This is a genomic window from Paenibacillus sp. PDC88 (assembly GCF_900106725.1).
Lineage (GTDB): Bacteria > Bacillota > Bacilli > Paenibacillales > Paenibacillaceae > Paenibacillus > Paenibacillus shunpengii.
Map to the genome: position 1 here is coordinate 93,567 of NZ_FNNT01000007.1, position 19,605 is coordinate 113,171.

The following is a 19,605-nucleotide window of genomic DNA, read 5'->3' on the forward strand; positions in this document are numbered from 1 at the left end:
AGTACAAAGGAGACTAGCTATGAGCCTGACGAATCCAATCATCGAACGAACGGAACGCTATGGGGCCGCCAATTACAAGCCGCTTCCGATCGTCATCTCGAGCGCCGAAGGGGTCTGGGTAACCGATCCGGAAGGCAATCGTTATATGGATATGCTAAGCGCCTACTCTGCGCTCAATCACGGGCACCGACATCCGAGAATCATCCAGGCGCTTAAGGATCAGGCAGACCGGGTGACGCTGACCTCGAGAGCGTTCCACAATGACCGGCTGGGGGAATTTTACGAGAAGCTGTCCGCGTTAACCGGCAAGAACACGGTGCTGCCGATGAACACGGGGGCCGAAGCGGTCGAAACCGCCTTAAAGGCAGCACGCCGCTGGGCTTACGAAGCGAAGCAGGTGCCGATGGACCAAGCGGAGATCATCGTCTGCGAGAACAATTTCCACGGCCGCACCATCAGCATTACCTCATTCTCCTCCTCCGACGAATATAAAGCCGGGTTCGGTCCATTCACTCCGGGCTTCAAGATCATCCCTTATGGCGACGAGGAGGCGCTAAGGAAGGCGATTACGCCTTACACGGCCGCGTTCCTGGTGGAACCAATTCAAGGAGAAGCGGGAATCGTTATGCCGCGGGACGGTTTTCTGCAAGAAGCTTTCCGGTTATGCCGGGATAACGAGGTGCTGTTCATCGCGGACGAGATCCAGACCGGCTTGGGAAGAACCGGTAAGCTGTTCGCCTGTGACTGGGAAGAAGTAACGCCGGATGTCTATATTCTGGGCAAAGCGCTGGGAGGCGGCGTTATGCCGATCTCGGCGGTCGTAGCGGACCGTTCTGTCCTCGGGGTATTCAATCCGGGTTCGCACGGATCCACCTTCGGAGGGAACCCGCTCGCTTGCGCGGTTGCCGTCGCCGCGATAGACGTTCTCCAGGAAGAGAATCTGGCTGATCATTCGGAGGCGATGGGAAGGTACTTGCTTGAGGTATTGAGAGAGATTCAGAATCCGGTTATCAAGGAGGTTCGGGGCCGAGGGCTGTTTATCGGAATCGAATTGACGGAGCTCGCCCGGCCCTACTGCGAGAGACTGAAGGAGCTGGGGCTGCTCTGCAAGGAAACGCACGAGACGACGATCCGCCTGGCTCCTCCGCTCAACATCACGAAGGAGCAGCTGGATTGGGCGATTGAAAGGATTAGAAGCGTATTTTAATAGCTGCAGCCTCTGCAACTGGATAGCGCGGTTTCATTCTCGGAGCGGATTCTCACCCTCGTGGTGGTCTGATTGTGGAAATGAGCAGTTCTGAATTGATGAAGTTCAACCTGGTTGGTTTATTTATGGCTTTCGTCAATTGAGTGCGTGAAACGCACGAAATCAGGACCACCCGTTGGGCGGGTGGTCCTGATTTGTTTAGAAGCCCTTAGCTTTAGTTACACGGGTGTTCCATAGACCCCATCTCCTGCTCGCGGCAGAGTTTTCCTTAATTTTATCAGTGAGTGAAATTTATAAATTGACGGGTTTTCCCGAAGCTGAGGAAACAATGCTAACATAACCCACACATGTGGAGAGTGTAGCGGTGTTAGTTCTTGAAGGGATAATTAATTCTATATTTTTTTATAGTGATTTGAAAGATTCTCGATTCGATCTTGGATCATTTGTTTCAATGAAACAGGCTGTATGGATCTTACATAAGGTCCAAATCTCATAAAATAGTCGGCTATAAATGTCTCTTCTCCTGGTTGATAGAAACCCCGTATAACTGTGTTATTGTCACTCTCTATTCTCATCGAAGGATAATGTTCTTTATAAAAGATTTCTCGAGCTTCTTCTGAAATCTCGACTTCGAATTCAATACTGTTCTCAGCACGATAAATTTCTAATGAGCGACTGACGAGCTCTTCTATGGAAAAGGGAGTTTCGATGTCCTCTTCTTCAATGGAAGTTATTCTGTCGCACCTGAATATTCTATATTTATTCGTATCTAACTCTATACCAGCAGCATACCATTGACCAAACTTGGCGGAAATTTTGAAAAACTGAACATGGTAACTTTTTTCCTGATTGTTTTTTGTGTACTGAATACGGCAGCTGTTCTCGTGAAGTATGCTTTTTAGTATTTTGTCTAAGAAACGACTCGCATGATGGTGCTTGTACATCTCAAATTGCAGGATGTTTTTCATTTTGTGAATCTGCTTGATTTGTTCATTAGAAAGACAGCTTTCAAATTTCTCGTTTAGTTGATTGACACTTAAATGAAATGGCGTTGATTCATAGGCTTCTAACGTCAGCATGGCAAAATACAGAGCGTACACTTCATCCATCGTGAAAATAATAGGCGATAATAATCTGTTTTTTAAAATACCATATCGTCCATGTCTGCCTTGCTCCGAATAAATGGGCATACCCAATTGCTCTAATGAGCTAATATCACGCAATGCCGTACTTTTGGAGATATCGTATTGATCCATTAAGTCACTTAGATTAAAGAACTCTCGGCCATTCAAGTATCTAATCATGTCATTTAATCTTTCTGATTTATTCACCGTAAATCTCCTTATAAAGGTGTCAATCGTTGATACCTTTATATTTTATAATAAGCTCGAGGTAAACATCAAATGGCCTTACGTTATGATCTAAAAAGGAGACGGTACTATGAGTGCAACGCTAGAAGTAGCTATTTTCTTATCTATGAATGGGAAAGCAAAAGAAGCGATTGAGTTTTACAAACAACATTTAAATGCAGAGGAATTGTTGCTGGTAACCTATGAAGACCTAGCAAAACGTGACAGCTCGATGCAGCTTACGGATGAGAATAAGCATTATGTTAGTCACTCCGTCTTATCCATTGGAAAAACAAAAGTCATGATCGCAGAAGATCCAATGGATGCTACAGAAAAATATGTAGTTGGCAACAACACCTCATTGTGTATTCAAAGTGCTGATTTAGAAGAAATTGAACACTTTTATAAGAGTCTGACTACAGATGATAGGGTAAGAATCATTGTTCCTTTGTCCAGCAATGTATTTAGCAAAGCATATGGCATTATTGAGGATCCGTTCGGTATTCACATTCAATTCATGTACGATGATAGACTAAAATAAAACATTTGTTGGTTAGATCTCAACAAAAAAAGGACGCTAAATCCATTGCGATTTAGTGTCCTCCTATTTTAGGCTATAAATTTGCCATGAGACGTTTTTTGATTAATTCATAATCATCCTTAGTAATACCAGGAGCAAATTCTTCAGGTAATTCCTCTAAGTCTGGAATGGGTGCGCCTTCCGGAGTACCAATCTTCACTTCAAGCGGCTGCCCGTTTTCGGGATTTGTTCCTTTCCAGATCATTCCGATATCCCTATAATCTGTTTCGCTCCATGTGTATAGTACATTGCTCAAGCCTTTTTCAATGAATGGTTTGGAATAATCGAATTTAGAGTTATCGAGATTAGGAACGGGAAGCATTTTCGTCAAATCTACTCCTGTAGCAATTTCGATCGCTTTCGCATAGGCGAGGATATGTGTCCCTCCACGAACGAGTAAATACCCAATCATGGTTCTAGCCACTGGGTGATCCGTCATCTCATAAACTCTCATTTTATGTGTACGTGCACCAACCTCAAGAAAAAAGTTATGTGTTAAATCTAAAACCAAATTTCCACTGTTAAAAACATTATCACCTGTCCAAGGTCTTCCCATGGAATCACCAGGTATTGCGGTTTGAGCTGTAGAAATAAAATGGTAGGTATTTCTTGCATCCTTCCCATTTTGAAGTGGAGTGATATCCGGATCACCTGGAAAAGTATTACCTACCGATAACAAATTAATCGCATTAGAGACAAGCTCTACATGACCAAATTCTTCGGCTGTAATGCTCGCCACTAAATCATAGAAGGGTTTTAGCTTTTTTTTATTTCTGAAGTTAAAAGACTGAAACATATAGTTATTTAGGGTGGACATCTCCCCAAACTTGCCGCCCAAGAGCTCTTGTACTGCGGCTGCAGCATTCATATCGCCGTGTGCGGGTACAGGAAGTTCAATTGCTAATTTATTGATTCTTTTAAACATGATTTCCCCTCCACTTTCCTTTTGTTAACCAGGAAACACCCAAATAATTTGCTGGGTACGAATAAAAAAGGGAGTTCCGTTAGATTCGACAACAATGTGATCTGGCAATACATCTTTCAATAAGCCGCGAACGCTGCCTCTTACGGTTTGAACGGTAACCACATTACCAACGATCGTTGATAAGGTCTGATAAACATAGGGATCATAAAAGCTTAACAGGTTGTTATTTGTCATTTAGATCCTCCTTTTCCAGTGTGCTTCATAGTGAGTATACGTTTATCCATTTGAAATAAGACTGAAAAACAGTTTATTTGACTCTTTTTGTTGGGGAATAGCACATGATAAAAGCGAGGAGTGAAACCTTATGACTCAAGAAGAGGTATTAAGCGACGGAAACGTAAATCATATCGTTCGTATAGGCTTGTCTTTCAGAATGAGAAGGCCGCAGCACTCATTGATTTTTTGACATGGCTGGCCCAGGTCCGCGCCTGTGGGATATTGCATATACCCTTTACACGTCCGTACCGCTGGGTCGTTTTACACCTGACTTTTCTTCTGAAACGATGGAATTAATACGGTATCAGCGTGAAAAAGATGCGCAAGAGCGCCGGCGCCGAATACAATTGTTTTTTGAAGCTTATGGATTACCCGTTCCTAACAATATGAAGGAGTGGATTATTGATCGATTGGTTGTACTATGTGATACGATAAGAAACTTTGCAGCTAACGGAAATCAAGCCTTTCAAAAAATGATGGATGAGGGACATCTGGCACACTACGAGAATGAGATTCAATTTATAAAAAAACATTATGAAGATTGGATATAGAGAAGAAGGGAAAATAGCGAAGACCGCAGGAGATAAAAAGGTTGAAGTTATTAAGGCATAGTTGTTAATGCATAATAGAATACGGATATGAGAAGACAGTACTGCATGTATGCGGGCTGTCTTTTTTTTGGGGAGTATGCCTCCATTTCCCGCTCAAGCAAAGTGAGTTTCGAGTTACCTTGAAGTATATCTGAAAAAAACTAAGTTTCACCTTTAATTTGGAGTAAGAATTCCTTGTCACAAAATGGTATTATCTGGGTTGGAAGGAGGTTGATCACATCTAATTATGTAAGCGCTTCACATGAATGATAAAAATTTATTGTGGGGGGAAGGCTTCGAATGAAAAAATCATTAAAGCAGGGCATTTCCGGGTTACTCGCAGCGGCTCTGCTTCTTCCGGTCGGCTTGTTTACTCCAGCAGTCAATGCGGCGGAACTAGCGGCATCTGATTCACCAGTTGTATATCAAGAAACATTCCAGAATGGCCAAGGCAAGGCAACTCAATCAGGTGGTGCCCAGCTGGAAGCTGTAACAGGCAAGCCGTTTGATGGCAATGAGGATGGAGCAGCTCTGAAAGTTAGTGCCCGATCCAATAACTGGGATGGCGTGGACCTTGCATTCGGTGACCTTGGCTTGGAAGTTGGCGAAGAATATACGGTAACTGCTTCCGTCTATGTGGATGCGGATGCTAACCCACCGGCGGCGGGGCAGGCTGTTCTGGAGGTTGTAAGCAATAAGGGCGCTGAAGGAGAAGGATACACAGGGATTAATTCTTCCAACTTTAAGGAAGGACAAGGCATTACACTATCTGCCGATCTCTCCGTTACTAGTGTGGACAAGACTGCTCTGCGAATCAAGTCTGATGAAGCCGGTAAGGAAGTTTCATTCTATATTGGGGATATCACGATCACCCAAGAAGAAACACCTGCCGAGCCTACAGTAGTCCTTAACCAAAGCTTTGAAGATGGAAATACGGGAGGCTGGGGCAAGCTGTCCTGGGGATCGAACGGGGATACTGCGGTCGTAGAAGATGCAGCCTCTGAAGGTACGAAATCTCTGAAATTCTTTAACCGAGTTGATGAGAAGGCGGTTCCTGCCCTCGTACTTACGGACATGATGAAATCCGATCGTAAGTATGATATATCCCTCAAGGTTAGACTCGGTTCAGGAGAAGGTCAGTTCCATCTGGCTTCCAAGATCGATTCTGAAATCTTAGCGGATAATGATAAATATCCTTGGATTATCGGCAACAAGACTGTAACCGCTTCCGATTGGACACTGTTTGAAACCAAGGGCTATGAAGTTCCTTCTAGAACAAATGAGGTCATCATCTATGTTGAACCCTCCAGCAATACTTTAACCTCGGATATTTACATTGATGAAGTCATGATTACGGATGTGACCCCGGGTCAAACTGCACCTGAGGTTGTCGATCAAACGGGTATTTCCGCTGACTTTGAGAATGGTTTGGATGGATTCAAAGCACGGAACGGCCGTGAAACGGTAGTTCTCTCTCAGGATGATAATCATACACCGGATGGCAAGCAAAGCCTGCTTGTTACGACGACGACACAATATGACGCAGCCTTAGTTGATGCGGCTGGCAAAATGGCAAAGAATCACGAATACGAGCTGTCTGCTTGGGTGAAAATGGCCCCTGGTGAGGCACCCACAACACTTCGTATCAGTGTTCAATATGCCGACAGCGGCTATGCGAATGTATCACAAGATGCAACCGTTACCGATCAAGAATGGGTACACTTAACAGGTAAGTATACGCTCACCACGACCCCAAGCGTACTCAATGCTTATATCGAAACAGCAAACGACGACGGCGGCAACCGGACCTTCTATTTAGATGACTTTTCTCTAAAATATTTGGGGCCTGTAGCTGCTGCACCTCCGATTCAAGATAATCTCCCTAACCTCAAAGATACCTACACCGATGAATTCCTGATGGGCAACATTGTGAATCCTGCTACCTTCGACGAGACTCGGCTCAAGCTTCTGACGAAGCATTACAATGTCGTCACGTTCGAGAATGATATGAAGCCGGATTATGCCTATGATACAAACAGAGCATTCGATTTCACCGCTGAAGATGCGCTTGTTAAGCGAGTACAAGATGCAGGCCTTGATATCCATGGTCACGTGCTTGTATGGCATGCACAGTCACCTACATGGCTGCATACGGCAGCGAGTGGTGAGCCGTTAAGCCGTGAAGAGGCGCTAACGAATCTAAGAACACATGTGAAGACGGTCGTTGAGCATTTTGGGGACCAAGTCATTTCCTGGGACGTTGTCAACGAAGCGATGAACGATAACCCTGCGAATCCAACCGACTGGAAGAATGCACTACGTAATTCCGGCTGGCTTCAAGCCATCGGCCCTGACTTTATTGAGGAGGCATTCCTTGCGGCAAAAGAAGTCATTGACGAAAATGGCTGGGATATCAAGCTCTACTACAATGACTACAATGATGACAACCAGAATAAATCTACCGCCATCTACAGCATGGTTAAAGAGCTGAATGAGAAGTACGCGGCAGATCACCCTGGTGAGAAACTGATTGATGGCATCGGCATGCAAGCCCACTACAATTTGGGTACTCGGATCGACAATGTCAGAATGTCACTTGAGCGTTTCAGTTCTTTGGGTGTAGAAGTGAGTGTCACCGAGCTGGACATTATGGCAGGCACCAACTCAGTCATGACTGAAAGCGAGGAGAAGCAGCAGGCCTATTTGTATGCTCAATTGATGGATCTCTACAAGAAGAACAGTGAGCATATTCCACGTGTTACCTTCTGGGGATTGAATGACAGTACGAGCTGGAGAGCTGAGCAGAATCCAACCTTGTTCGACAAGGATTTTCAAGCCAAAGAGGCTTACTACGCAGTAAATGATCCTGAAAAGTACTTGGCGGAAAATGCACCGGAAGAGATTGAATACAAGAAATCAAGTGCTTCCTATGGAACACCGATGATGGATGGTTCCGTAGACAGCGTATGGAGCAATGCTCCAGAATTGAAGCTGGATACGAAGCAAATGGCATGGTCAGGTGCTACAGGCACAGCCAAGGCACTCTGGGATGACAACAACCTGTATGTGCTTGTTCAGGTCAGAGACGATCAACTGAATAAGTCAAACTCGAATGTATGGGAGCAGGACTCTGTAGAAATATTCGTCGATGAGAATAACGGCAAAACAGCGAGCTACCAAGAGGATGATGGACAATACAGAGTGAACTTCGAGAACTTAGCCTCCTTTAATCCTGCGGAGATCGCTGAAGGTTTTGAATCCGAAGTTACTGTATCGGGTACCAACTACACCGTTGAAATGAAAATTCCATTCAAAAAGGTAACACCTGCGAACAATGCCAAGCTTGGCTTCGATGCGCAGATTAATGATGCAAAAGACGGCACCAGAATCAGCGTGAACGCATGGAATGACCCATCCGGGCAAGGTTACCAGGATACGTCCGTATTCGGTGAGTTGACACTGACAGGGAAGCCTTCTCCCGGCGGTGACAATGGCGGAGGCAACAATGGCGGAGGCAACAGTGACGGGGGCAACGGTGGATCCAACTCAGGTACCACTCCGCAGCCACAGCCACAGCCACAGCCTCAACCGGGGAATGGCTCTGTTATTGTACCCGTAATCCAAGTCGAGAATGGAACAGCCACAGCAATCCTTTCAAGCGACAGCCTGAATAAAGCTATTGAAAATGCCTCTTCAGGTGCAAATGGCAAGAAGCAGGTGACGATCGAAGTGCCGAAGCAGGCAAATGTACAATCTTATGTTGTACAATTCCCGACCTCACACCTGCACAGCAGCAATAATGTGGAGTATGTCCTTAAGACAGACCATGCAACACTTCAAATTCCGTCCAACATGCTGTCGAATACCACAGAACAAGCAGAACAAGTCGCTATTCAAATAAACAAAGGCTCAGCAGATCGCTTGAGCGCAGGTGATCGTGCTAATGTAGGCAGCCGTCCGGTGATCGACCTAAGCGTAACAGCTGGTAATCGTGTCCTTGCCTGGAACAATCCTGCTGCGCCAGTAACAGTATCTATCCCGTACACATCTGCCGCACAGGAACTTGTCAATGCACATCAAATCGTTATTCTAAACATTGACAATCAAGGACAGGCAGCTGTCGTACCGAGTGGACGGTATGATGCTAAATCCGGCTCCGTTGTGTTTAAAACAGCACAATTCGGAACCTATGCTGCAGCCAATGTAACCAAATCTTTTGCCGATATGCAAAAGGTCCTGTGGGCAAAACAAGCCGTTGAAGCGATGGCTGCACGCGATATGATTAAAGGAATCTCTGATGACAGCTTCGCTCCTGCAGCTTCGATCACGAGAGCAGATTTTATCACCTTGCTCGTTAGAGCACTTGAATTGAAGAGTCCGGGTACCAACACGGCATCCTTCAGCGATGTACAGCCTGCCGCATATTATGCCCAGGCCGTGGCTATTGCCAAAGAACTGGGAATCACAGCTGGATTTGAAGATAACACATTCAAACCAAGCAGCAGCATTTCCCGTCAAGATATGATGGTGCTTACAGCAAAAGCCCTGAAAGCAGTAGGTAAGCCGGTTACGAGCAACGGAAATCTCGCTCCTTATTCTGATGCAGCTATTATTTCCGGTTACGCCATGGATAGCGTAGCTTCCCTTGTAGGCAGTGGAATTATCAACGGCAAAGATGGCAAGATTGCCCCATCCGAAACCTTGACACGTGCTGAAGCAGCGGTGGTTCTCTACCGGATTTGGAACATGTAAATGAGAAGTTGAATGATTTCAGTTGATTTTCAAAAGAAGACTTCCCCCGTAGAGATGATCTGACGGGGGAGTTCTTCTATTTAAGTCAGGTGAACCGCTGCCAGGCTATACCTAAATTCGCCTTGCTATAGGTACTGAGGAGGGGATATCAGATGACAAGAGCAAGAATGTTATTAAAGCCTGTTTTGGTGACAATGGCTGCTCTGCCTTTCGTATTTACAAGTGGTTTCGGTTCGTGGTCGGATGTTTCTGCAGCTCTAACTCAAAAGGAGGGCCATAAAGTGATGTATGTTGGAGAAACCTATACTGTGAAGATGGGGGACAAACAATCAGGTGCAAGTTATCAATGGAGCAGTGACCGTAGTGCTGTGGCATCCGTGGATCAAAACGGAGTTGTTACAGCACTCTCACCTGGTTCGGCAACGATTACTTGCTTAATTACTAATAATGGGAAAACGACGGTTCAACAAACCAAGATTGTGGTGAATAACGCATCCAAGAAACCATCTCCAGAACCGGGAAAGGTCACTGTTGACGAGAATGGATTCGATTCTAACGGAAGAATGGTAGCTTATTTCGGATCGCCTGTTATTGACGGCAATATGGATAAGGTATGGAGCAGAGCGCAAGTGATTACGCCAAAACATGTATCAGACAATCTCGACACTTCTGCCGAGTTTAAGGCGTTATGGGATGATCATGCGCTGTATATTCTTGCTGAAGTGAAGGACAAAGATTTATCGGTACAATCGGAAACACCTTATATGCAGGATTCCGTAGAGGTATTCCTTGATGAGTACAACAATAAGACACAAGAGTATGGTATGGACGATTTGCACTATCGGGTGAATTATGAAAATTTTCAGTCTATTGATAATGGCAATCGCGAGCAGATTTATTCTTGTGCGAAAAAGGTGGAAGGCGGATATATAGTCGAAACAAGAATTGCACTCCGATCGAAACCGGAAAATGGAACCGTGATGGGCATTGAACTGCAAGTGAATGATGCTAAAGGATCCGAACGAATCGGCAGCATCAATGTCTTTGATTCATCAGGCAACGCATGGAATGATACAGGAAGGTTTGGAGAAGTTTTGCTTACTGGCAAGACCAAGGAGGATATCAGCGGTGTGAATCCGTATGACCTCCTGAATTTGGTGAAGAGCACGATAGAGATGGATTTTAAACGATATAGAAATGCTAGTGTCGTACAAGATGCCATAATGAAGGTCGTTTCAGAAAATGTTCTAGACAACAGTAAGCTAAATCAAGATCAAATCGATGATCAGTATGCTGCTCTCAAGCATGCAATCAGTAAATTGGAAATGACAGAAGAAGCGGCAAACGAGAAATATTTCGAAAGAGTTCCAGATGAATATCGGATGCAGAGTGAAGAACCGGGAACGATTCAAAGTTTAACGTACAAAGCACCTAATGTAGAGAACGGCACAGACGACAAGCGAGTGAATGTATACCTTCCTCATGGATACGATCCTGCGAATACAACGAAGAAATATAACGTCCTATATTTAATGCACGGCGGCGGGGAGAATGTAGATACGATCTTTGGAGGACCTGGCCAGACGAAAGAGCTGAAGATTATTATCGATAACATGATTGCCAAAGGAGATATTGAGCCTCTTATTGTAGTGACACCTTCCTTCTATGGCGGGACCAATGACACGGCTACATTCCACGAGGAATTGATTAACATTGTGCTTCCTTTGGTGGAGACTGAGTATAATACCTATTCGGAATCAGCCAGTTTGGATGATTTAAAGGCTTCCAGAGCGCACCGGGCATTCGGTGGATTCTCCATGGGTTCTGTGACGACCTGGAATACTTTTGTGCATGCGCTTGATTATTTCAAATATTTCATGCCTTTAAGTGGTGACAGCTGGGTCGTGGAACAGAGAGGCGGGGGCATTAAACCCATGGAAACGGCAGAATATTTGGCGAAGGCTGCGACAGATGCCGGATATGGACCGAAGGATTTCTACGTATTCAGTGCTACAGGCAGTGCAGATACGGCTTATCCAAACTTGAAGCCTCAGATCGATGCCATGAAGCAGTTAACCGATGCCTTCATCTATTCCTCGGATAAGGAAAAAGGGAATTTCTACTTTATCGCAGCTGACGGCGGCACGCATGCTTGGTATTGGGTGAACCAGTATATTTATAACATCTTACCGGATTTGTTTGAATAAATAGATTCATTGAAAAAAGAACCCTCCAGGAGTAGTTCATGTACGGGTTATTTGATGCTTTGAAGACTTCATCACATTACGGTATGATTGAAGCCTAAGAGCAGAATCAAGGCCGCCTATTGATGGGATGCGTTTGTTAAGAGAATATAGGAGGAACATGGACATGTCCTGGAGTAAATTGAAGCAGCAGCTGGAAAGTTTCCTCTCACCTGCGTTAGTTGGAAGAGTGGAGTACCGTGCGACCAGCTACCGTTATTCATCTAATAAATCTGGAGATTGCTATATCGCTGTAGATAAAAAGAATGTCTTCAATATGAGTGATACAACCAGCTCCATCCGATGGTATCAAACAGAGCAGGAAATAAAGAGTGACCCAGAAGTGCAAATTCCCATCAGCAATGAAGAAATTGAAGGGGTAAGAACAAATACCCAAGGAACCGTCCCGGAGGATCGTCTCGTCGTCATTGCACGAAGCAGAAAAATCACGGTGCTTGCGAAAGAGCTATTGTCAGCACAGACCTCATTAAGTAAATCCAATTTTGTCGTTACAGCGAATAAGTTCTTATCTACTTCTATAGAAGACAGCCTGGAGAGTAATGATATCTTATTGAATGTACTAGCCTTAGTGGATCGGCGTCTTGGCAAGAAACGAATCTTAAACATGGCCGAGAAGATCAAGATAAAGCATCCTATAGTTCAGTATTTTTATGAGCTGCGGCGTAGTACGTTATAAGAAAAGAAAGATAGTAAGTCAGCTTCGTAACACGAAGAGCAGCCAATGATATGGACTGGACTTCCATTGTAAGTCGTGTCTAACAAATGGGGTGCAGTTCAATAACACTTGGCTGTTTTTTTATCACTGCCAGATTAACCTGCCTGTAATATATGCTATACTGGATCATAATTCAAAAAAAGAGGTCCCCAATCATGGCACGTTACAAGGAAGAGCAATCCAAGCATATTCGGGAAGCGCGCAGGATTCAAATCCTGAATGCCGCGCTGAGGGTTTTTGCGGAGTACGGGGTAGAGGGCACGAAGATGAGCATGATCGCTAAGGCTGCTGATCTAAGTCACGGTCTGATGTATCATTATTTCGAGTCTAAAGAAGAACTGCTTACACATAGCCTCCTCTGGGCAATGGAAGGTGCTGATCAATTGATCGAGGAGGTCCGGGCTTCGTCAGCGAATCCGCTGGACAAAATAGCGCACTTTACCCGTTCAGCCATCTCCGCAGGAAGTCATGATGTATTTCGTATGATCCAAAGCTGTATGAAGCATCCTGATCTTGATGAAGAGACAAAGAATCTGATCAGCCAGACGAGTGAGAAATATGTATCGTTATTAGTACCTATCGTTATTGAAGGACAGAATCGCGAAGAGATGATTAAAGAAGACCCTGAGATGCTGGCTAATCTTTATTTGACCATATTGTCTGGACTGATTGCTGACGATGTGAATTGGCTTCATCAAAATTTGGACTGGAATATACGTATGCTGCTCAGAGTGATTCAAAAATAACAAATCCGCTACATACCTGATTATAAACGAACGAAGCCCTTCTGCGATCCGAGAGGAAAGCGGAAGGGTCTTTTTGTTCCTTCAGAAAATTTGATTGACAATTATTGGAATACATCTTAGTATAATTATTGACTGATCAAGTCAATCAATAATTATTACACTCCAAAAGTGAGGTGTTTGACGGATTGAGATCGCTTGCTCCGGATTTAGGCCGAGGATTTATGCTGCTGCTGATCGTGATTGCTCATGCCCCCGTATTTTTATTTATGGCGAAGCCATTTACGCTGACTCGTCCACTCGGAGAGCATTGGCTGGATGACATCGTTAATTTGGTTGGATTGCTGTTCGTGGATAACCGTGCATATCCGATGTTTGCCGCATTGTTCGGTTACGGATTGGCTGCTATGGCAGCACGCCAACAGGATAAGGGTGTACCTGTAACAGAAGTGAAGCGCTTGTTACGACGTCGTTCGTGGCTGCTCATTGTTTTTGGATTTATACATCTTGTCTTTATTGGAGGAGCGGATATCCTTGCCGTGTATGGCATTTCTGGTCTTATTCTAGGATGGCTGCTGTTTAAGCCGGAGCGGATACAACGAAGGGCTATAATCGTGATCGGTCTAGTGTACATGGTTATCATTCCGATTGCCTGGGTAACGGTATATCCGATATTGACGGGGGAAGAGCTGGGCATGGGATACACGCCTTCCCACACTTATCTGCTTCTCGTCTCGGAGCACTTCATTGCTTTTCCCGTGATGATATGGATCAATCTGCTGCTCTATCCGATGCTGTTCATCATCACCATAGGAGTTTGGTCTGCCCGCAAACGGTGGCTGGATCATCCTGAGCGCTTCCGTACCCAGTTGAAACGAATCACCATCGGAGGAATCAGTATATCGCTGATCGGGGCACTTCCTTACGCTCTGACTGGTGCGAACATGTGGCATCCGGAATCTGGACTAATCAGCTGGTTTGTAATCGTCCACATCATGACGGGTGTTGCAGGCGGGTTAGGATATACCGCTCTTATTGCGCTGTTCAGCATATCAGCCCGCGGCACTGCTCCTAGGATAACGCAGGCACTTGCATCCGTAGGCCGACGATCGCTTACATTTTACATCTACCAGGAAGCGATGCTTGTCCTCTTGCTATCCCCAGTCGCTCTGGGACTAGGAGGTGTGCTGGATAGTGCGGGGGTGTTTGTTATTGCAGTCTTGATCTGGTTCTCGGGTGTCTGTCTCGCAGTCTGGCTGGAAAAAAGGGGGTGGAACGGCCCTATCGATGCTTTAATGAGAAGACTCATCTATCGAGAACGAAAAGGATTAGACAGAAGCTGACGAATCGGAGCAGCTCTTCCCTCCATAATAACCAAAAGATAAATTTCCGGGTTCGCTATAGCTTTTAGCTATAACTAGATATTGCTTTTAAGTCTTATACAGGATATAAACCTCCATGCTAGAATCAAAGCAATCAAAAACGACATAGGCGATCTAGAGGGGGACTTTTATCATGTGCAATAGATTTCAAATCGTAGGCAGTTTGCTTCGTCCGAAGGACTTATTAGAATATAAGCATCAAATCGAGCATCGTGATGATATAACGTATCCCTTTTACCAAGACTTTGAGGGATATGAGCAGTCAGAGTCCGCAGCGATTCAAGCTGTAGTCGATAAGGAGATTGCTAACAATATATCTGTTATTACGGATGGAGAATACTCCAAATCGATGTGGCATCTGGATTTCGTCTGGGGCTTCCAAGGCATCAAACGTTACATCGCAGATCACGGGTATTTCTTCAGAGATACCGATGGATCTTCGAAATATGAGACACGCAGAGATATTGGACTCCGCATTACGGGTGAACTGAGCGCTAAGAACCATCATTTTATTGATATTTATAAGAAGCTTCAAGCGCAGGCTGGCGATCGAGAAACGAAGCTGTGCGTACCCTCTCCATCTCATATCTTTGGTGAGCTGTCCTGGTCGGATAACATTGGCGGTACTGAATCCGTGTATAAAGACAGACAGGAGCTTAAGAAAGGATTGGTTAAGGCTTATAAGGAATTTGTTGAGGAGTTTGCTGCGGCGGGCGGTAAAATTCTGCAATTCGACGATTGCTTGTGGGAGCTCTTCGCTGATGATAACCCGAACTCCCCATACACGGGCGAGAACATCAATCAAGAGGAAGTGCAGGCTCTCGCTTCCGAATTTATTGATATCAACAACACGGTCATTGACTTCGGTCATAGCCTGGGCCTCAAAATGTGGACGCATAACTGCCGTGGTAACTATGACTCCCGTAATATGGGCGGCGGCTCCTATGCGAAGATTGCGAATCTGTTCTTGAAGCAGCTCAAATACGACCGTTTCTTCCTCGAGTGGGATGATGAGCGTGCCGGCTCCCTTGAGGCGCTTGCGGTATTCCAAGATAAGCCGAATACGGAGATTGTACTTGGCCTGCTGTCTTCCAAGACGAATACACTGGATGATGAAGAGCGTGTCTTGAGAATGCTGGATGAAGCCTCCAAAATTATTGATAAGGACAGACTGCTCTTGTCTCATCAGTGTGGGTTTGCGTCCTGCGATGGCGGAAATGAACTGACTGAAGATGAGCAATGGGCGAAGATTAAGCAAGGTCAGCGTATTGCAGAGCAATATTGGGCAAATTAATATTTGAAATAATATAAAGCAAAGAGGGAAGCGAAGATCCCATTCAGACTGTCGGCGAGGTAATTGCAGGCAGTCTTTTTCTTGTGATCAGAGGTCTGCGATTATTCTGCTGTGGAACTTCCAGGACCTGATCATTTGATTTGTTAAACATTTACTGTAAAATCAATGGATGCGATCGTTTGATAAAAAGTGCTCAAACATGCTATAAGTGTAGAAGAAGCACGAACAGCTTGCTTTTTAATATAGGGATAAAGATTTGTCCTGTTACTATAGAGAGGTTTTAGATATGACAACGAATTTTTGGCGTGATTTGCCACGTCCTTTTTTTATTCTGGCACCGATGGAGGATGTGACGGATGTCGTTTTCCGCCATGTCGTGAGTGAAGCGGCAAGACCGGATGTATTTTTTACTGAGTTTGCGAACACCGAGAGCTATTGTCACCCGGAGGGGAACCACAGTGTGCGTGGGCGGCTTACTTTTACGGAGGATGAACAGCCGATTGTAGCCCATATCTGGGGAGATAAACCGGAATATTTTCGTCAAATGAGTATCGGTATGGCGAAAGAAGGCTTTAAGGGGATCGATATTAATATGGGTTGTCCTGTAGCGAATGTAGCGGAGAATGGGAAGGGAAGCGGACTGATCTGCCGTCCCGATATTGCAGCTGACATCATTCAGGCGGCCAAAGCCGGGGGACTGCCCGTATCTGTAAAAACAAGGCTCGGTTTCAGTAAGGTTGACGAATGGCGTGATTGGCTGACTCACATCCTGAAGCAAGACATTGTTAATCTATCCATTCATCTGCGGACGAGAGAGGAAATGAGCAAAGTAGACGCCCACTGGGAGCTCATTCCAGAGATTAAGAAGCTTCGTGATGAAGTGGCACCGGATACGCTTCTGACAATTAACGGCGATATCCTGAACCGTCAAGTCGGCTTACAGCTTGCTGAGCAATACGGGGTGGATGGTATTATGATTGGACGTGGTATTTTCCACAATCCATTTGCCTTTGAGAAGGAAGCAAGAGAGCATAGCAGTGAGGAGCTGCTTAACCTGTTGCGGCTTCATCTGGATCTCCATGATCAGTATTCTGCTATGGAATCCCGTTCTTTCAAGCCCCTTCCTCGTTTCTTTAAGATTTACGTTCGTGGATTTCGAGGAGCAAGTGAATTAAGAAACAACCTCATGAACACGAAGTCAACGAATGAAGCGCGAGCATTGCTTGATGAATTTGCAAGCAAGCAGCATGATGAGGCCGAGCAAGAGTAGGACTTCCCTGATGAATATTTTGCCGTAATCAGTGGCTGTTGGTGACTAGAACGATACGATGATTACGGGCCCCCTATACAAGGTATTATGGTATGATAAGTTAGTTGAACAACAAACGTATTTAGATATATCAAGTGAGGAGCCCTTCTGGATGAAGGGCTTCTGTAACGTTTATTTTGGCAGGGGTAATCTATTATAGGAGATGTCTGATCAATTATGATAAAAAAAGAACTCGCACACATACGTAAGCAGTTTAAAATGGACCACGAAATGCTGAAGCTATACGAAATTCTTAATGTGTATATTATGAAGGAAAGCAATGAAATCTACCATTACGAGCGTCAGCCGTTTGAGATGCTGGATCGGGAGAAGCAGGAGCTGCACATGGCTAACTTCAAGAAGCTGCTGACCGGTGAACTGGATCAGAAGCTGTTCGAGTTAAAGTTCCAGGAGGAAGCGGAGGAACCGACACGTGATCTCCTTCATCAAGCGCTGGTGACCGGGGATCCGGATGAATGGACGGATCTGATGATCCTGCTCGTGGAGAGAATGATGGCCGATACCCATTATAAGCAAGATACAGTGATTACTTTTGTTCGGGGGCAGTACTACCGGCCGACGAAGGAAAGAAATGAAGAGGTCGAAGAGAGCGAGAAGAATGAGGTCTTTGCGAATTCATTTATTTTATGCAGTGTGAACTCCACAGAGCAGCAAAAGAAAACACTCATGTTTGATTATGTCGAGCGGGAATATAAGTATAATGTCTTCGTTGATCCCATCATCAAATTGAACACGCCGGAGCAAGGCTTTTTCTATCCAAGCGTGACCGATAATTATTCAGACGTGAACCGTGTCCTCTATTCCTCAGGGAGAGCAAACGAACCAAACTACCAATTCATCGAGGAAGTCTTGAAGGCCGAGAGAACGGTGACGGCACAAGAGGAACGTGCGATCTTTGAGGATATCGTGAAGGAAGTCGCCGGAGAACAGCTCGATGCCGCCACGATTGCTCATGTCTATGAGGAGATTCATCAGGTCATTGAGACAAGCGATCAGGAAGAGCCGCCAAGGCTGGATTATAAAGATGTGGAACGGATGCTGACTTCGAGCGGTGTGGAGAATGTGACAGCAGAAAAGGTAGAGCTTGCGTTCGAAACGGTCGTTGACGATAAAAATTATGAGCTTAAAGCGAGCAGCGTTATGCCGAAATTCACCTCCAAATCGATTAAGATTGATACGAAGGTAGCTACCATTTCAGTGAGCCCGCAGGATCTAAAGTATTTGAAACAGGTAAGTTATCGCGGAAAAAGATGCATCCTCATTGAAGTTGACGAAGATGCCGTCATCGAAGGATTTACTCTGGCTACGGAGAATTTGATAGAGTAAGATGAACAGGAAGGCAGTGTAAACGATGAATTTTGAATCTGTCATGCAGGAGCTTGAAGCTCTCGGCAAGGAACGACTCAAGAAGATGTACATGTCTAATGGCGCCCATGAACCATTGTTTGGTGTGGCGACAGGCGCGATGAAGCCCATGGCGAAGAAGATCAAGATCGATTAGCCCTTGGCTGAGCAGCTGTATGCGACAGGAAACTATGACGCGATGTACTTTGCGGGAATCATTGCAGATGCAAAATGCATGACAGAAGCGGACTTTGAGCGCTGGATCGATGGAGCTTATTTTTACATGCTGTCTGATTACGTCGTTGCAGTCACCCTCGCTGAGACCGATATTGCACAAGAAGTGGCTGATAAGTGGATTGCAAGTGGAGAAGAGCTGAGAATATCAGCAGGATGGAGCTGCTATTGCTGGCTGCTCGGCAGTCGCCCAGACGTTCAGTTTGAGGAGAGCAAGATTGCCCGTATGCTGGACATGGTGAAAGAGACGATTCACGAATCTCCTGAGCGGACCAAGTCCTCGATGAACAATTTTGTCTACACAACGGCTGTGTCCTACGTCGCGTTTCACGATAAGGCGGTCCTCACTGCACAGGCCATAGGCCCTGTTGAAATGAAACGGGACAATAAGAAGCCGGCGATCTTGCTCGCAGCCGATAATATTCAAAAAGCGGTGGACAAGAATCAGCTTGGCTTCAAACGCAAATATGTGAGATGTTAGACATCCCATTCCCATAAGACATTCGAGGGTATCCCTCGGGTGTCTTTTTTTTCGTGCGGATAAGTAAAGTCAGCTCATAGATGAACAGTTTGATGACTGGAAAATAAGGGTAAGGGGTGGTGAGACTACAGGGACAGGA

14 protein-coding genes and 1 pseudogene are annotated in these 19,605 nt (G+C 45.2%); 12 read left to right on the plus strand and 3 right to left on the minus strand.

Annotated features, from left to right (window positions below; all coding sequences use genetic code 11):
- Positions 1 to 19 precede the first annotated feature (19 nt).
- Complete coding sequence (locus BLW49_RS20195; protein WP_090726517.1) at positions 20 to 1,207, plus strand: ornithine--oxo-acid transaminase; 1,188 nt, start codon at positions 20 to 22, stop codon at positions 1,205 to 1,207.
- 392 nt (positions 1,208 to 1,599) lie between these two features.
- Here BLW49_RS20195 and BLW49_RS20200 read toward each other — a convergent pair whose 3' ends face one another.
- Entirely contained in the window at positions 1,600 to 2,538 is a 939-nt protein-coding gene (locus BLW49_RS20200; RefSeq protein ID WP_090726520.1) for a helix-turn-helix transcriptional regulator, read from the minus strand.
- A 109-nt stretch (positions 2,539 to 2,647) separates the two neighbouring features.
- Here BLW49_RS20200 and BLW49_RS20205 point away from each other — a divergent pair, with 109 nt between their 5' ends.
- Positions 2,648 to 3,097 (plus strand): VOC family protein, encoded by a 450-nt coding sequence (locus tag BLW49_RS20205; protein ID WP_090726522.1) that lies wholly within the window; start codon positions 2,648 to 2,650, stop codon positions 3,095 to 3,097.
- 73 nt (positions 3,098 to 3,170) lie between these two features.
- On the opposite strand, the gene BLW49_RS20210 is transcribed toward BLW49_RS20205, so the two are convergent.
- Together BLW49_RS20210 and BLW49_RS20215 are read right to left on the minus strand one after the other, a co-directional pair.
- Positions 3,171 to 4,061 (minus strand): manganese catalase family protein, encoded by an 891-nt coding sequence (locus tag BLW49_RS20210; RefSeq protein ID WP_076312422.1) that lies wholly within the window; start codon positions 4,059 to 4,061, stop codon positions 3,171 to 3,173.
- Positions 4,062 to 4,085: 24 nt separating this feature from the next.
- A complete protein-coding gene (locus BLW49_RS20215) occupies positions 4,086 to 4,295 on the minus strand; it encodes a YuzF family protein (RefSeq protein WP_090726524.1) in 210 nt (69 codons plus the stop codon).
- A gap of 233 nt (positions 4,296 to 4,528) precedes the next feature.
- On the opposite strand from BLW49_RS20215, the gene BLW49_RS20220 reads away from it, so the two are divergent.
- The 10 genes and pseudogenes from BLW49_RS20220 to BLW49_RS20265 all read left to right on the plus strand — a co-directional run bounded on the left by BLW49_RS20220 (position 4,529) and on the right by BLW49_RS20265 (position 19,466).
- Complete coding sequence (locus tag BLW49_RS20220; RefSeq protein WP_090726526.1) at positions 4,529 to 4,888, plus strand: hypothetical protein; 360 nt, start codon at positions 4,529 to 4,531, stop codon at positions 4,886 to 4,888.
- 339 nt (positions 4,889 to 5,227) lie between these two features.
- Positions 5,228 to 9,679, plus strand: a complete 4,452-nt coding sequence (locus BLW49_RS20225; protein WP_090726528.1) for an endo-1,4-beta-xylanase — start codon at positions 5,228 to 5,230, stop codon at positions 9,677 to 9,679.
- Positions 9,680 to 9,831: 152 nt separating this feature from the next.
- On the plus strand, positions 9,832 to 11,886 hold the full coding sequence (locus BLW49_RS20230) for a sugar-binding protein (protein WP_256209858.1): 2,055 nt from the start codon (positions 9,832 to 9,834) through the stop codon (positions 11,884 to 11,886).
- Positions 11,887 to 12,049: 163 nt separating this feature from the next.
- Entirely contained in the window at positions 12,050 to 12,619 is a 570-nt protein-coding gene (locus tag BLW49_RS20235) for an SF0329 family protein (protein WP_090726529.1), read from the plus strand.
- Positions 12,620 to 12,813: 194 nt separating this feature from the next.
- The gene (locus tag BLW49_RS20240) at positions 12,814 to 13,404 is read left to right on the plus strand and encodes a TetR/AcrR family transcriptional regulator (RefSeq protein ID WP_076312418.1); all 591 of its coding nucleotides are present in this window, start codon (positions 12,814 to 12,816) and stop codon (positions 13,402 to 13,404) included.
- 185 nt (positions 13,405 to 13,589) lie between these two features.
- Positions 13,590 to 14,744, plus strand: a complete 1,155-nt coding sequence (locus tag BLW49_RS20245) for a DUF418 domain-containing protein (RefSeq protein ID WP_090726530.1) — start codon at positions 13,590 to 13,592, stop codon at positions 14,742 to 14,744.
- A 172-nt stretch (positions 14,745 to 14,916) separates the two neighbouring features.
- Positions 14,917 to 16,077 (plus strand): cobalamin-independent methionine synthase II family protein, encoded by a 1,161-nt coding sequence (locus tag BLW49_RS20250; RefSeq protein WP_090726532.1) that lies wholly within the window; start codon positions 14,917 to 14,919, stop codon positions 16,075 to 16,077.
- Positions 16,078 to 16,363: 286 nt separating this feature from the next.
- On the plus strand, positions 16,364 to 17,347 hold the full coding sequence (locus tag BLW49_RS20255) for a tRNA dihydrouridine synthase (RefSeq protein ID WP_090726534.1): 984 nt from the start codon (positions 16,364 to 16,366) through the stop codon (positions 17,345 to 17,347).
- Positions 17,348 to 17,563: 216 nt separating this feature from the next.
- A complete protein-coding gene (locus BLW49_RS20260; RefSeq protein WP_090726536.1) occupies positions 17,564 to 18,733 on the plus strand; it encodes a DUF4317 domain-containing protein in 1,170 nt (389 codons plus the stop codon).
- A gap of 25 nt (positions 18,734 to 18,758) precedes the next feature.
- A pseudogene (locus tag BLW49_RS20265) lies at positions 18,759 to 19,466 on the plus strand (DNA alkylation repair protein).
- Positions 19,467 to 19,605: the final 139 nt, after the last annotated feature.

What these genes read in the sequence shown, in the direction of transcription:
- BLW49_RS20250 (WP_090726532.1), top strand. Translation starts at nt 14,917, where the DNA reads ATGTGCAATAGATTTCAAATCGTAGGCAGTTTGCTTCGTCCGAAGGAC.
- BLW49_RS20210 (WP_076312422.1), bottom strand. Translation starts at nt 4,061, where the DNA reads ATGTTTAAAAGAATCAATAAATTAGCAATTGAACTTCCTGTACCCGCA.
- BLW49_RS20205 (WP_090726522.1), top strand. Translation starts at nt 2,648, where the DNA reads ATGAGTGCAACGCTAGAAGTAGCTATTTTCTTATCTATGAATGGGAAA.
- BLW49_RS20215 (WP_090726524.1), bottom strand. Translation starts at nt 4,295, where the DNA reads ATGACAAATAACAACCTGTTAAGCTTTTATGATCCCTATGTTTATCAG.
- BLW49_RS20195 (WP_090726517.1), top strand. Translation starts at nt 20, where the DNA reads ATGAGCCTGACGAATCCAATCATCGAACGAACGGAACGCTATGGGGCC.
- BLW49_RS20225 (WP_090726528.1), top strand. Translation starts at nt 5,228, where the DNA reads ATGAAAAAATCATTAAAGCAGGGCATTTCCGGGTTACTCGCAGCGGCT.
- BLW49_RS20220 (WP_090726526.1), top strand. Translation starts at nt 4,529, where the DNA reads ATGGCTGGCCCAGGTCCGCGCCTGTGGGATATTGCATATACCCTTTAC.
- BLW49_RS20255 (WP_090726534.1), top strand. Translation starts at nt 16,364, where the DNA reads ATGACAACGAATTTTTGGCGTGATTTGCCACGTCCTTTTTTTATTCTG.
- BLW49_RS20230 (WP_256209858.1), top strand. Translation starts at nt 9,832, where the DNA reads ATGACAAGAGCAAGAATGTTATTAAAGCCTGTTTTGGTGACAATGGCT.
- BLW49_RS20240 (WP_076312418.1), top strand. Translation starts at nt 12,814, where the DNA reads ATGGCACGTTACAAGGAAGAGCAATCCAAGCATATTCGGGAAGCGCGC.
- BLW49_RS20260 (WP_090726536.1), top strand. Translation starts at nt 17,564, where the DNA reads ATGATAAAAAAAGAACTCGCACACATACGTAAGCAGTTTAAAATGGAC.
- BLW49_RS20235 (WP_090726529.1), top strand. Translation starts at nt 12,050, where the DNA reads ATGTCCTGGAGTAAATTGAAGCAGCAGCTGGAAAGTTTCCTCTCACCT.